Genomic DNA, 15,125 nt, shown 5'->3' on the forward strand with positions numbered 1-15,125 from the left:
CTAATCTAAATCACTCATTCTTTTTCTTTATTTTTCCAATGCTTGCAGAATACAACTGTTCTCTTTTAACAAATGCAATTATCAATATGCCCCCAACAATAGCATATCTAATAATTGCTTTATCATAAAAGAAAATGATGCAAGTGCCAAAAATCAATACTATGCAGGACAACAGCAACAATCTTCTCCCATTAAAAATACTTTTAAATGAAAGATTACGTTTAATAGTGAAGGTCATATAAATGTAATGAGATAGCGCAAACACTGCATAACAAAACAAAGTGGTATAAGCCGCAGCAATATAGCCAAATAGTTTAATTCCAATATAGTTAAAAAGAATATTTAATGTTGCGCCTATCATGGATATATACATGGTAAATTTATTCTGGTCATAAAAAAACTCAACATTTGCAAATGTGGTGTACATAAAAGAGAAAACTAAACCAAGAGCAACAGGTGGAATGACATAAACAGCTTCACTATACTTTTCATCTGCAAGAACCATCATTATTTCAGGAGCAAAGGCCGAAAAAACCAACGCACATCCAGATACAATTATAAAAATAATAAAACATACATTGTCAAGTTCTTTAAACTGTTTCTTTTCAAGCTTGTCATATTGCCATGGGACGAAAGCATTATTTATGCTTTGAGTTACAATTTTCATAATTAGTCCGGCACTATATGCAACACCATATAAACCAGCGGCTTCAATGCTAATCATTTTTTGAACCATTATTCTATCAAATTGATCTAATATATACTGAGAGACATAATGGAGTAACAAAGGAAAATTAAACATCAAAGCGAATTGAGCGTATTCTTTTTTGAACCAAGTCTTGCCCACTCTTCTATTGTGAATGAATAATGGAATACCAAAAACCAAATTAACAAATACGCACGTTAAAATTCGGGTGTATCCTTTCTCATCAGATAATAAAACTGCTACAACGCCAATGCCTGCATTTAATACAGCCATCACAAGAGTGCGAACAACAACAGGCTTATAAAGGTATTCATATCGCTTTCTAATTGTCCAGAAATCAATAGCGGGTGTAACAAATAACTCAGCAAAAACTGCTACCATAATAAATTCAGGTAATTCAACAAAATCATCAATAAAGCGGTGAAAAATCAAGTAGATGATAAAACAAATAGCTGTTATAACAAAAGTTAAGGATTGCATAGTAGATGTGTATCCATCTCGATCATCCTTGTATTTACTCATACCTTTATTAAAAACAGCATAATTTAATCGTAGGGTAGTTATTATCGTAAATATTTGTAGCCACGAATTGTAAACTGTAAACTGTCCATACTGAGTTGTTGACATAATTCGTGTGAATATTGGTGTAGTAATCAACGAGATACATTTTTGGACAATTGTGCAAAACATAAACCATAATGTTGCTTTTGCGGCAATGGGTATATCATTGTATTTTTTTAATATCTTCTTTACCGCATTCATGATTTACGTTTCTCCCTAAACATTACATTTTTTACTTTTCTCAAAACTCTGACAGGAAATGTCATTCTCAATTTATAACTTTGAATTTGCTTATTAATTCCAGCTCGTTTCATAGCAATGACAATATCACCATTCTGTTCATAAGATGTGATAAATGCTTGTCTTCCAATGTGTTTTGTTGATGGATTGCGTAGTTGTGCATTTCCTTGTACTGCTTCATCATAATTTCGACGTTCAATTATTATTCTATCTTTTATAAAATCCAGTAAATTTACTCCTTTACTACTATTGACCATGATTGCAGAAATACGTCCGCTCATTTTTTCTTTTAATGTATCTCTATTTATACCCCAAAAATCACCTAAAGTTATATCTCCAACTCGAAGTCGATCAGCGTATCTGCAAGCGTAACAGTTATCACGGAAAGTAAGCATTTTCATAAAAGCCCAATAATATGTATCCTCAAACCGTGATGCACTATATATAACTTGATTATCAGAATACAATTTAAAAATATAATCTGTTTTTCCACCTCTAAATGACAGTGAGGTTACATTGTCGCTTTTTGAAATAGATTCAATATGTTTCTTTAGATACTGCATAGGAGGAACGCCGTGACAAATAATATCTATAGTATATAGATTATCATAATCTCTACCCAAAAAGCCGTATAGTCCGGCAATTTGACATGGTGTTCCGGTAAAAAGCACCATCTTTCCGGATTTTAAATCTTTTAGAACGCTTTGATACGCAAAGCCGATATAGCTTTGTACATATTTTGAACCACGGAACTTCTTTGCTTCCTCTATGTTATCTGCACGTTGATGTTTTACATAACCGCCTTTTGTTGCAACACTTCCGTATGCAACTCCTCCATTTGTCACAAAATATTCAGTTAGAGCAGCACTAATTCCACCTGATGAAGATAGCAATCTCTCCTTCTGATTGGAAATTTGTGCCGCAAAACACGAAAGCGGTTCAACGAGTTTAGGGGGATTATTAACTGGGCATACTTTTTTGCATAGTCCACACTTTACACATTTTTTTATATCAATTAACGGAACAGTGCGTCCAACCTTATCATTAATAACCGATATAGCATTCTGCGGGCATTTATTCATACACGCAAAACAACCAGTACAGTCATCGCTGCGACAAATTTGATAGTTAAACTTGCGCTGTTGGCATACAGCATCGTAAATTGCTTGTTCTAAACAGTCTGATGATTTTCTGCGAGAAATACTTATCAAATCCTCGATATGCTTATAATCTATATCTAATCTATAAATGTCTTGTAGTTTTTTGCAATCGACCTCATCGGGATTAATTAAATGATCATCAAGTTCAACCTCTCGAAGCAGTTGTACGGTCTTAGGGTTTGAAGTTATGCTGATGAATTTCATGTGATTAACTATACTAAAAATAGAACCATGAAATGTGGTAGTGACAACTGCTTTACATTGCCTTATTAAATCGGAAAATTGAAGCGGGCTGCAATGACAAACATGATCGCACCATTTATGATAAAAGCAACAAGAAACAGTTTTCAATCCATTTGCAGCAGCAAATTCTTTTATTGACGTAATTTCCTTTTTAGTAAGTGAATAAGAGTAAATCAGCAAACAGTCATTGTTCTTTACAAACTCATCGCTATAAGTATCTCCATATTCTCCCACCGAAACCAAGAGTGTAGGATCGCAAACTATACTCGCTTCAACAGAACAAACATTTTCAACAAATTCTTTTGTCCTCATATCTCTGACTAATACTTTACTTAGGTTTCTCACAGCATTTATTTGTTCCGGATACATTTTTATTTCTTCTGGCGTGGAGCTTCCGATACTTGCCGCATATGAAATTACGGGAGACAAGTCAATTCCCCAAAATACATCACGCCTGAAGGCAGCTTGACGCACATTCCATATCTCATCACTGCCTAAAATGAATAAATCAGCGTTTGTTGAGCCTGAGTTATCAATCTTAAAGTGCTTTTGTGCTTCTACAAACAATTCCCACTTTTTTCTTCCGAATGCGTTTCTCTCTTTAAATTCTTTAATAAATAACTTATCTCTCTTTGAAACAGGTTTATCTCTATAATATAAATTACGAACGTATTCATACGAACGTGTAGGAATATGAACTACTTCATGTCCCTTTGATTCTAAAAAATACTTTAAACAATACGCCTGAAGGTAAGCTCCAAAATTTGCTGAATCAAAGGGCGTTACTACAACAATCTTCAATTCTGTATACCTCCTATTGATTCTTTTAAATATGATATTGATTTCATAATAGCTTCTTGTTTGCGCTCATTAACTTGTGTATAATCAATAGGTTCACCAAGATTGATCGTTTTTATCATATCTTTAGATACATAACGACACTCAATTCCAAGTAATCCCAATAAATGACATATACGTGCATCAGGGATAAGGCAACCATCGTCATCTACTAAACCAATTGAGTAAAATTTCTTTTCATAAATAACAGAAAACGCTGTACCATGAAAAGAATTAGTAACAACATAGTCGGCATATTTAACGAAACTTATAAAATCCTCTACACCTACTGATTTAGTTGCAAAAATAAATCGCTTTTTTACTTTCAAAACAGTTCTATTTCCACCAGTGAATAGAGTATAGACAGGTAACCCTGTCCGTTCAGATAATGCTACAGCTGCTTCGACAACATCTTGTTTGAAATTTACTGAATAAAGAAATATATAAGGCTCTTTAGCTATTCTTGATGAAGAAATATCGTCATAGACTTGTACAGGATTAAGCAACGTTGGATCTAAGGAAACAGTAATACCTTTTTTGCCAGTCAGAAGGTTGTCTAAAGCAATTTTTCCAGTTTCTTCTCTAACCGATAAAGCGTGGAATCTTAGAATATCTGTTATTATTTTTTCTTTACTTGTATTATTATTTAATTCTCCGCCGTTAATACTGACAGCATAAGATATCTTAGGCGAATGCTTTATGAAAGGAAGAAAATAGTTGGTGTCAAAATCTGTTGCTTTAGGATTCCATATTTGATCACTTCCGCAAATCATAAGATCATATTCACTATCCAATTCTGACAAATCATCTCCAAACTTATATTGTTTCTTGCTCATTGGAAGGACAGATTTTCTAAAATGCGAAAACTTTGCTTCACGTCTTTTCAAAGTGTTGAGAAAGAGAAGATGAATAATATCGTATTTAATATCATTCAATGAAAAAGGTGCTTTAAATAGACTGTAATTCAGTCCATAATTGCGTTGAACATAATCAATAATCTCAACGTCATATCCTAAGTCCTTTAAACAATATGCTAACGCAAATGCTTGTAGTGCAGAACCATAGTTTATAGACCTGCTATAAGTCATTATCCCTATCTTTTTGCTCATATAATGTCGTCCTTTCGTTCTTCTTATAGGATACGGCAATTTATTATCTCCCGATTTTAGTTTGGTTCTTAAACTGGATTTTTTTCAAACACAACACAAATGTGGGGGACATGGCGAATAGTCGTGTCATACGATCAAGCTGTATTTTTCTTTTTTGGTTTCTCAACGTTGCTCGAAGTTCTTTATATGATTTCTTAAAGATTTCCTTAGTAAACCGCATCACTTCGTTTTTATTTTCTATTGAAGACAAGTAAGCCATTACTGTTAATCGAGCACTATGTGTTGCTAAATAGAAGAGTGCCTCTGGCACAAAATCCGGAAAATACTGCTTAGTAAACCGAACGGCATATTCTCCAGCCTTAATTTGGTCAAGGAACTTCATGTTAAATGATTGATGTACTGCACTTTGTTCATTTTGTACATAGCAGTATAACACATCAGAAATAGTAAATACATTTTTTGCTCGACCATACAACTGAACTAACAAAAAATAGTCTTCACTATAGAATAATTTTGGCCATTCGAGATTATCAAAAATCGATCGCTTATAAATCTTATTCCACAAATAATTTGTACAATTTTCTTGCTTGATAAAGCTTCGAAATGAATCATAATTATTATCAAAAGATTCTCTTTTCATTCGTTTCTTACAAATGACACTGCCATCGTTATTAACCATTTGATAGCTGAATTGTAGAATATCACACTTTTTTAATTCAATTATCATATTAAGCGTTGAAAAAGCATCACTAAAAAAATAATCATCTGCATCTAAAAATACAATATACTCTCCTTGAGCTACATCAATTCCTCTTTGTCTTGCCTTACTCGGACCGGCATTCTTTTGTCGTATTATTTTTACATTATTATTTGTTCCTTTAAAATATTCACACAAAACTGGTGTGCCATCAGTTGATCCATCATCTATAATTATCACTTCATAGTTCTGATATGTTTGTGCCAAAACACTTTTTACAGCACACTCCAATACAGTTTCAGCATTATAAGCTGGAATTATTACACTAAATTTATATTTTATCACCATTATTAACCTCGTATAATTGTGTTGGAATAGTTAGCAATACATAAAACGTAAGACAGAACGTAAAATCATAAAAGGGATTACCAAAGAAAGCATAAAATAATATCAAAACAATTGAAATAACAGAAGATAATAGATATTCAACATTTTCGATATTCTTTTGATAATATGAGGGATCATTCCAGTATATTAAAAGCATTTTTACGGCTTTTATAACACATGGAACTGTTAAATTTGCAAATAGAATGCAACCTATGATTCCAGTTTCCGACAGTAACTGAAGGTAACAATTATGACCTCCTACTCCAAATGTACCATTACAAGTCCCTATTCCCTTTCCCAATAGCATACTTTCTGAAATCCAATTTTTCATCACATCATAATATGCCTCTCTTCCACTTAACACATCATCATTCTCAAAAATGCGCTCAAGAAAAATAGTCATAGCAGGCAAACACAAATATAGAATATATATAAGTATGCTTCCTGATATTAAGGTCAATAGTAAAACTCGAATTTTTTTCTTTAGATTTTTATTGAATAATAATACGGTAATTGCAGTTGAGAAAAATATCCCAATCATGAAAGATCGCTTTTGTGTAAGTAATAGTGCTATCAATCCAATAAACGTTATTCCGCTATTTTTAATCATGTTTTTTTGGAGTAATAATCTTGAAATTGTTATGGAAAGCATTATAGATATAAAAAAAGCAGCAGTTGCTACATTTGGCGCTAAACCTGCCATGTAATGTGTTGTGTTTTCATAGCCTCTTTGACTAATTAAATAGTCTGCATCAGATAGTATAATTTTTCTCAAATTATTAATAATATTTGGGATTATACTCTGTAAAATAATTGTAATTGAATAAAACAATCCCCCTTTATTGAGATAAGAAAAAAATGTTTCGTAAGCCCGTTTCTTATTTATAAAATATGTAAAAACCAAAATTGCTATAACGTTAAAAACAAACACAACTGTCGCCTTATCACGATAATCACTATTTAGCAATTCAAAATATTGATACACCAAATACAAAACCGCAGGAATGATTCTGTTGTTATTTTTTTCCCATCGCTGTAATAATACTTCGATTATAAGAAAAGAAGATATAATTATCCAAAATAGATAATCCATGCTTATACCGAAAACAGTGAAAATTTTGAACTTTCCGATTATAAAGTATATAAACAATATGAATAATAGAATTTTCTCCCCGATAGCATTCATATTATTTGCGCTTTCACTGGTTTTGTTTATCGCATACATTTAATTGCACTCCAGTCGATAGAATAATGCTTAGTAATATTATTCAGCTGAGTTGTATTCAGATCTTGTTCAACATTAACCTTTGCCAAACCATTTTTCTTATTTCCAATTACATCAATTATTTCTGGAATATCACTCTCTGAAAGAACTATTTGAGTTCCTTTCATGAATGACATACATTTCAGCCATAAGTCATCAGCATAAATACATATTTTTTTGAACACAGTTGTATCAAAAACTCTTTGATCTAAACTGTGTGGAGGATAAAGTACTCCGCCACAACCAGTAGGACATAGCGCTAGATCCGGTTTAGCAGACTTGCAAATCTTAGTATCCCATTTTGAATATGGAAGCGGACCATTATTATTGAATTTCATCCTATGTACTCTATTAGCCACAATACAATTGGGGTATCTCTTATGTGCTTTTAAAAGTTTTTCAAGCATATCTTCTGGATAAATGATATCATCGTCCACTGTCACAACAATAGCCTCAGGATTATTCTTCATAGAATAGTAATATTTTTTGTGGGACCGAAGATCGTCACAGTATTTCACCTCTAATCCCTGATTAATAAATGGTTTTAGTAGAGCTGTTACCTTTTCTTTATCAGGGTATTGCGTGTCCGCAAGCCACAGTATAATACGATCAGGTTTTACAGTTTGTCTTAATAGAGACTCAATTACAACAGGTAAAGTTTTCATTCGAGCAGGAAAAGTAGTAAATGAAACAATTACTATTTTGTTAGTATACTTACGAACACTTTGCTGCTCTTTCCGTTTAGTAATTCTATAATAAATTGGCACAGTAAAATTAAGATAATACTTCAGCGAATACCACACCGCAACAGATAATCTGTGTATATTGAATCGTTCGATTGCTTTTTCAAAGTTGTATACAGATTTAACAAACATTTCAATCCTCTATCTTCCGCTATTTAGAGCAGACTCATATTTCCGTTTAAGTTCTTCTAATCGGACTTTTTTCGCGATATACGCCTCTGCCTCATTAGCTTCATCATTGGTGTTATTGACTACATACATAATAGCCTTAACAAAGCCATCGTTGTCATTTAATGGGCAGACAAATCCAGCGTTATTCTCTTCGACATCATTCCATGGTGTCTGATCACTAATTATCACCTTTGTACCTACAATTAGGCTCTCAACTATAACGTGGCCATAGTTAGCACTCAATGTCGGAAAAAGGAATGCATCATATTGGCTAAACACAGCATGAACCTGTTCATGCGAAACAAGTCCTTTATATTCACACTTAACATTTGGAGGGAGAAGCTTTATTGCTTCTTAGTTAGGTGTATCACAAAACGTTAACGTGTAAACCTTTTTCATATTATCCCATCACTTTGCTGAACATATCAATATATGAGTTATTTAGGTCATCATTAAGCAATTTAGTTTCAACATATTTATGAAGAGTCTGATTAAAACTCAGATAATCGTCTTCATTCATCCTCGAAACAAAATCTATAGTTTTGCTCCAACTATCACCATCGTTAAGTGATAGAGCATATCCACCATGATCGTGAATATCATCCCACGGAGTAGTTCCCTTACTCACAATTAGATGACATCCGGCGGCAAGCGCCTCAGCTATAACATGACCATAGTTCTCACTCAATGTTGGGAAAACAAATATATTGTATTTTTTGAAAACACTCACTGATTCGCCTGGACTAATCGCGCCTCGGTACTCAATGATGACATTATCTGGGCAATCTGCTAATTCAAATTTACATTCTTCCCAGTATTCCTTATCTTCAATCGGACCATAAATATCAAATCTAATCTTAGTTTTACATTTTTTTATTTGTTGTATCGCAAAAAGAACATTTTTCTTTCTAACAAGTCTTGAAATATACACCAATCTCAAGCAATCATCTGATTTCGGTTCCATGTTGCTAAGGGAAACTTTACAAGCCATGTTAGGCAAATTAAATATTCTGTCATTACTTATTTTCAAGTATTTTTTTATTGCCGTTTCTTCGTCTTCGCTTGTTGCTTGGAAATACGTATTCTTAAAGATTTTTGACGCTCTTTCAATACACAGAAATATCTCTTTCTTAGTTTTACCAATTTTCATTGCACCTTCACACAGTTCGCCTCGTGGAGCCAAAATAATAGGAATTCCTAATCTATTAGCTGCGCGAATTGCAGGAAAGTTCATTTGATAATAGAACACGCTAGATAGATACACCATATCTGCCTTTACTTTATCCAGAATAGATATGAATCTTCTGTAGGAATACTCACTTTCTCTTAAATAGAGAACTTTTCCGTTTCCAACTTTATTCCAACCCTGTTTAATTCCGGATAGCCGTTCAGTTTCTTGAAACTCATGATCATTCGATATGATATAAAAATCAAAGTCATCACATAGATTCTCTACTAAATTCGCTATACTGGTTACGGGGCCACCATACTTTTTTGCAGGCAGATAGCCACCGATAAAAATAGCAATTCTTTTTTTCATTCCTTTAATGTTCCTTTTTCGTAAATTTTCGCATCGACCAAAAATCTGAACCAATATGCTTGAAGATATATAAATACCTTTCCCTCAGTTCCATCAAGAAAGCCAAGCTGCCCATAATATCTATACCAGTAATATAGCCTTGCTCTTAGAAAGAGCGGAAGTCTATAATAAAAACCTCTTTTTTTCTTTTGCAATACATTCCCACCGGTTAGTTCACCTTGTTCCTCATACATCTTCAATTCAAGATTGCTATACCAAATGTGCTTGTTTAACCAGGCATCCAAGCCTTTATAATCGTAGTGAATCAAATCGTTAGTTAACCTATGCACCGCGCCTTTAACAATAATGTGCTCGTCCATAAGCTTCTCTTCCACACGGCCTTTTCCAGTTCTGAATAAACGAAGGAAATATGGTTTATGGGTTCCGCCATGTTTTATCCACTTTCCCATAAAATAAACTCGCCATCTCATTTCATATCCGTCAATATGCTTCGACAGCTTAGAAGCAAGTTTATGATTTATCTCTTTCGCAAGTTCTTCGGATATTCTTTCGTCTGCATCAAGTCGAAATACCCATTCAGTAGCTATTTGGCAATTATCTAATGCCCAATTAAACTGTTTTGCATGTCCTTCCCATGCATGGTAATAGACTTCTGCACCGCAATGTTTTGCAATAGAAATTGTTTGATCATCACTACCGCAGTCAACAATAATAATCCTATTTGAAATTTGTTTTGCGGATAAAATGCATTTTTTTATGTTTTTCTGTTCGTTTTTTGTAAGAATGATAACCGTAATATCGTTCATGTAAATCACCTATAATAAGAATCTATATAAGACATGATCTTATTCTTGTTAAAGTGAGAAATGTAGTACTGTCCGGATACTTTACTCATTTGATCCATATCACACGAGTGTATCAATTGTTTTATATTTTTTTCAAGCTCTGCAACATTACCAATATCAGAACACAAACCACATTTTGATCCTTCAACAATCCTCTTTGTCTCACCAGTTGCCGCGGCAATAATCGGCATTCCGCAAGCCATATAAGACTGCAACTTAGCCGGTATCGTTTTCTCAAACAGCGGATCTGGCATAAACGAAATGAACGCCGCATCACAAGCTGCCAGCAGTTCTGGGATGCGCTCAGGCGGTTGCCTGTCGATCATGATGAACATATCCTGAACACCATTGTCAGCGATCTGTTTCAGAAAGTTATCCTTATCTCTGCCATCACCGACGATTACAAACTTTACTTTCTCCTTGCCTTTGAGCAATTTAGCGGTTTTGGGGAGAATATCAAGTCCCTGTGCCTTTCCGATATTTCCTGTGAAGATTATCTTGAATGAATCATCGTCTGGGATTTCAGGTACTGGTTTTCGCTCAACTGGCTTGTAGAATTCCTCAGCATATTGCGGAAGATACTTAACCTTCTGCTTGTTATGTTTAACTCTTTTTTGTATCTCTTTTACAAAGCTTGGGGATGTAGCAAAAATCACATCACAATGTTTATAGATGTGATTTACCATCGCCTCTATCGGCTTGATTACAAGAGGACTGTGAATGCCTGTGACTATTTCAACATTCTCTGGCCATAGGTCTTGGACATACAAATAGTTTGGTATCTTTCTACGCTTTGAGTACCAAGTGCCAATTAAAGCTTGCGTCATTGGTGATACTTCAAACGTGAACACATAATCTGCTTTAATATGAGTAGTCCAAGCCCAAAGAAAACCAGAAATAACGAAAGAGAAATAATTCAAAGCCAACTTAACAGAGCCTTGTCCTCTTGCAGTTAAGGGAATACGGATTATGTTAACGCCATTCCAGCGTTGCCTTGTTCTTTTAAACCAACCATACCCATCGTAGTATTTTCCTTCTGGATAATTAGGATATCCTGTTAATACAGTTACTTTATACCCACGCTTTACCCATTCTGCACACATATCATTTATGCGAAATTGTTCAGGATAGAAATACTGGCTGATGACCAAAATATGTTTCTTACTCATTAACCTCTCTCTGTTCTTCTTATACTTTCTTTTAGCGAGCAATTCCTATACTCTTCCTTATAATTACTAAGGGACTGATCATAAGCTAGATTACCGAAAGCCTTATCAACAAGTCCTGTTCCTAAACCTACTATCTTAAGCGGTATAGTGCATCCTCTCAGTAATACAATTCTTTTACCATGAGCCTTTCCTATCATTCTAACAAGCTCACTCGTATTGCTGTACTCAGCATTCTGTGGCCAAAATGTTCCTCTTTCTTCATTCTCAATCATCAGCCTTACAAATCCCATGAGGTTCTCAATGTAAAGCATTGAACGACAATTGTCCACATAAGGGAACACAGGCAGCTTTTGTGCCAACTTAGACATCAGAGGATAGTTTCCTTTGCTGCCTTTTCCGTAGATCATCGGCGGACGTAAGATGACCACCTTGAAGTTCTCATCTTCAAGTCTCCTGAGACCTTTCTCAGCTCTAACCTTACTATCACCATAGCAGTTTGCCGGACTTACAGGTGTATCCTTCGTAATCATTCTTTTATGACCAATCGGTGCGCTGTCACCATAAACAATAGCTGACGACATGAAGATAAACTGCTTAACTCCTGCTTTCTTTGCCCTCATAGCAGTTCTGATGGTCAGCTTTGTGTTGACCTCATAGTACTGCTTTGCTTTCTCTTTACTAATCTTACCATTATCAGAATGGGCAATACCTGCTACATGATAAACACTGTCATAGCCGGAGAAATCGTACTTCATCCAACTATCGCCGATCATGTCCAGTGTGTCCACCTGATACTTTTCAGACCATTGCTTCATATATTCTTCAAACGAGGTGCCAATATATGAACCTGCACCTGTGATTAAAATCTTCTTCATACCTCTACCGTTCTATCCTTATCAATCTCTGTATCTTCAGTAATGGTCTGCGCTTTATCAATCTCTTTTGCAATAGCTCCTGTGCCACCTTCAACAACGCCCTTGCTTCTCAGTGTAGCGGTAACCGAACCGAAGAACATCTTGCAATCCATGAGAAAGCCAGATAAGCTACTGCTTCTAAGAGCTTTCGCATACACACCATCCAGTTTAGCCTTTTCTTCTATCTCCAACTCATCTCTACCACTAATCTGAGCCAACCCAGTCAAACCAGGCTTCACATCATTCGCGCCATATTTATCACGCTCAGCCGTCAGATAATCCTGATTCCAAAGAGCGGGGCGCGGGCCAATCACACTCATATTGCCGAGGAAGATATTCCAAAGCTGCGGCAGTTCGTCAATACTAGCTTTGCGGATAAAACCGCCAACCTTTGTGATACCGCCGTTCTTCAGCATGTGCGTCGGAACGTCCTTCGGCGTATTGACGGACATAGAACGGAATTTAAGCAACTCGAAGTAAGACTTATCCGTTCCCACACGCTTCTGCTTAAAGAACACGGGACCGGGATCGTCAGCCTTAATAGCAAGAGCTGTAACAGCGTAAACAGGTGCTAAAACAACAAGGCCGCCGAAGGAAAGAATAACATCAAATCCACGCTTGATGTACTTCTCATAGAATGTCGGGATATGTGTGCTGTTTCCAACAGCCTCAAGGTGCCCCTGCTTTCCGTCTGCGTTTACAGGATCATCCGCATTCTCGACAAACACTACTTTTCTACCCTGTACCGGATTCTGCTCTTCCGGCTGATTAGCGTAAACAGAGTCGGGATATTGTTTCTTGGCAATATGACGCATTACAAGATATGTAGCACCCAAAGCCAAACCGGTTACCGCAGCTGCTGTTTTCAGATTTTTCTTAGTCTGCTCTTTCACAATCTCTTACCTCACCTTATTTTTATATCTCATATCATTACTGTGTTCCACACAAATGATTCATCAAGCTTTATCCACTCACACAGCAACAGGCAATTTCTCATGCTGTTTCATATGTTCAACCTTCTCGGTATCACATACTTCATTATAGCCTGTCTGCGTACCAGCCTTGATCTCTGCTCTTGCTTTAACAACAGAGCCGCAGTTAATATGGCAGCCTTCGTGAACAACACTGTTGTGGTTTAAGATCACTCCGGCGGAAAGTATGCATCCTGTTTCAACGGTCACTGCGGTATGAACAACAACCATAGGCTCTATGAAGCAACCTATGCCGATTTTTGCCGACGGACTAACATATGCTTTTTCATGAATGAGAGTCGGCACTTCATAACCGATCTCACATAATCCTTTTATCAGATTCAGGCGGAGCTCAGTATTTCCAATCGCAACAACCGCCGAATCGTATTCATGAATCAACTTATCAATATCACAGATCTTTCCGACGGCAGACGGATATACATCATCAACAAAATCGATTTTCTCAAAGTACTTCATCGATTCTGCGATTTCCTTGGCGACCATACCATATTGTCCGGCACCTATGATAAGTAAGTTCTTCATAAACACGCCCCCTAAAAGATTATAACAATGTCAAGGTGGATTAATACGACTTTTAGAGACCAAAAAACTCTTGGTCTCGGAAATACTATATATAAGAACCAACCGTGTGCTCCTAACACACTATGTTCATTAACAAGCTCATATCAACCGCTAACATATTGAGCAGCTTATATCAACCCGCCAACTTTAATCTATAACAGCTTCTTATGTACATACTACCAACAATTGACATACCAATGACCTTCTTCAGCTCAAAAGGTAAATTCTCCGCCGATGCGTCGGAAGTGTTCATACCTGATAATGCAATGATATTACCACGAAAATGTAACGAAACTATGATGGATTTTAATGTACATTCCCCTCGATTTTACGCTGTTTTCGCCATCTTTTCACCTTTTATAAATAAGAGGTTAGGCGTATTCACTGACATAGAACGGAATTTAAGCAGTTCGAAGTACTGCTTGTTCTGACCGACTCTTTTCTGTTTGAATAAAACAGGACCTGGGTCATCAGACTTGATAGCAAGTGCGGTAACAGCATATACAGGTGCGAGAGTTACCATGCCAAAAAAAGAAAGCAACTTATCAATTCCACGCTTAACGCATGACTCATAAACCGTAGGAAGGTGTGACGAATCTCCGACAGATTCAAGATGTCCGTTAAGGCCATCTGCATTCACAAGATCATTTTCATCTTCGATGAAAACTACCTTTTTGCCCTCCATAGGATTCTTTTCCTCTGGTTTATCCTGATAAGTTGCTTTTGTCTTCTGGCTTTTAGCTGCAAAATTCATAACTACATATGCAGTACCGAGAATAGCTCCAGTTATTGCCAATGCTTTTTTCAATTCTTTCATTTCCTACTCACCCTAAATAATTCATTCTAAAAACAATTTCTATAGATGACTGCATCTACGGAAATAACAGCTGAGAATAATAACTCACGAATAGTTTTGTTGTCGCCGATGATTCAAATAAAATAAGACGTTCCAGTTATAACAAGCCTCACATTGATATACTGCCAAT

Annotated in this window: 14 protein-coding genes; all 14 read right to left on the bottom strand. The window is 35.7% G+C overall.

Translation table 11 applies throughout. From position 1 onward, the window contains the following. Positions 1-10: 10 nt before the first annotated feature. The 14 genes from T488_RS0106215 to T488_RS18655 all read right to left on the bottom strand — a co-directional run bounded on the left by T488_RS0106215 (position 11) and on the right by T488_RS18655 (position 14,956). Positions 11-1,468 carry a lipopolysaccharide biosynthesis protein gene (locus T488_RS0106215; RefSeq protein WP_028520048.1) on the bottom strand — a complete coding sequence of 486 codons (1,458 nt, stop codon included), beginning with the start codon at positions 1,466-1,468 and terminating at the stop codon, positions 11-13. Next, complete coding sequence (locus tag T488_RS18650) at positions 1,465-3,711, bottom strand: polysaccharide pyruvyl transferase family protein (RefSeq protein WP_051536369.1); 2,247 nt, start codon at positions 3,709-3,711, stop codon at positions 1,465-1,467. Before T488_RS18650 ends, T488_RS0106215 begins: the two co-directional genes overlap by 4 nt. After that, positions 3,708-4,856: a polysaccharide pyruvyl transferase family protein gene (locus T488_RS0106225; protein ID WP_028520049.1), complete on the bottom strand. Its 1,149-nt coding sequence runs from the start codon at positions 4,854-4,856 to the stop codon at positions 3,708-3,710. Before T488_RS0106225 ends, T488_RS18650 begins: the two co-directional genes overlap by 4 nt. A gap of 43 nt (positions 4,857-4,899) precedes the next feature. Continuing rightward, positions 4,900-5,901 carry a glycosyltransferase family 2 protein gene (locus tag T488_RS0106230; RefSeq protein WP_028520050.1) on the bottom strand — a complete coding sequence of 334 codons (1,002 nt, stop codon included), beginning with the start codon at positions 5,899-5,901 and terminating at the stop codon, positions 4,900-4,902. Continuing rightward, entirely contained in the window at positions 5,885-7,165 is a 1,281-nt protein-coding gene (locus T488_RS0106235) for an O-antigen ligase family protein (protein ID WP_028520051.1), read from the bottom strand. Before T488_RS0106235 ends, T488_RS0106230 begins: the two co-directional genes overlap by 17 nt. Beyond that, positions 7,153-8,079, bottom strand: a complete 927-nt coding sequence (locus T488_RS17135) for a glycosyltransferase (RefSeq protein WP_051536371.1) — start codon at positions 8,077-8,079, stop codon at positions 7,153-7,155. The genes T488_RS0106235 and T488_RS17135 overlap by 13 nt, the downstream gene beginning before the upstream one ends. A gap of 9 nt (positions 8,080-8,088) precedes the next feature. Next, the gene (locus tag T488_RS0106245; RefSeq protein ID WP_082320451.1) at positions 8,089-8,466 is read right to left on the bottom strand and encodes a glycosyltransferase; all 378 of its coding nucleotides are present in this window, start codon (positions 8,464-8,466) and stop codon (positions 8,089-8,091) included. Between the two features lie 52 nt (positions 8,467-8,518). Beyond that, positions 8,519-9,658 (bottom strand): glycosyltransferase family 4 protein, encoded by a 1,140-nt coding sequence (locus tag T488_RS0106250; protein WP_028520053.1) that lies wholly within the window; start codon positions 9,656-9,658, stop codon positions 8,519-8,521. Next, the gene (locus T488_RS0106255) at positions 9,655-10,464 is read right to left on the bottom strand and encodes a glycosyltransferase family 2 protein (RefSeq protein WP_028520054.1); all 810 of its coding nucleotides are present in this window, start codon (positions 10,462-10,464) and stop codon (positions 9,655-9,657) included. Before T488_RS0106255 ends, T488_RS0106250 begins: the two co-directional genes overlap by 4 nt. A 5-nt stretch (positions 10,465-10,469) precedes the next feature. Further along, positions 10,470-11,672: a glycosyltransferase family 4 protein gene (locus T488_RS0106260; protein WP_028520055.1), complete on the bottom strand. Its 1,203-nt coding sequence runs from the start codon at positions 11,670-11,672 to the stop codon at positions 10,470-10,472. Next, positions 11,672-12,547, bottom strand: coding sequence for an NAD-dependent epimerase/dehydratase family protein (locus T488_RS0106265; protein WP_028520056.1), 876 nt, complete (start codon positions 12,545-12,547; stop codon positions 11,672-11,674). The genes T488_RS0106260 and T488_RS0106265 overlap by 1 nt, the downstream gene beginning before the upstream one ends. Beyond that, positions 12,544-13,479 (bottom strand): sugar transferase, encoded by a 936-nt coding sequence (locus T488_RS17140; RefSeq protein ID WP_242838305.1) that lies wholly within the window; start codon positions 13,477-13,479, stop codon positions 12,544-12,546. The genes T488_RS0106265 and T488_RS17140 overlap by 4 nt, the downstream gene beginning before the upstream one ends. 78 nt (positions 13,480-13,557) lie before the next feature. Continuing rightward, the gene (locus T488_RS17145; RefSeq protein WP_082320452.1) at positions 13,558-14,100 is read right to left on the bottom strand and encodes a PglB; all 543 of its coding nucleotides are present in this window, start codon (positions 14,098-14,100) and stop codon (positions 13,558-13,560) included. Positions 14,101-14,467: 367 nt separating this feature from the next. Beyond that, positions 14,468-14,956 (bottom strand): sugar transferase, encoded by a 489-nt coding sequence (locus tag T488_RS18655; protein WP_028520057.1) that lies wholly within the window; start codon positions 14,954-14,956, stop codon positions 14,468-14,470. Between the last annotated feature and the right edge of the window lie 169 nt (positions 14,957-15,125).

Source organism: Ruminococcus flavefaciens ND2009 (genome assembly GCF_000621785.1).
Classification (GTDB): Bacteria; Bacillota; Clostridia; order Oscillospirales; family Ruminococcaceae; genus Ruminococcus; species Ruminococcus flavefaciens_C.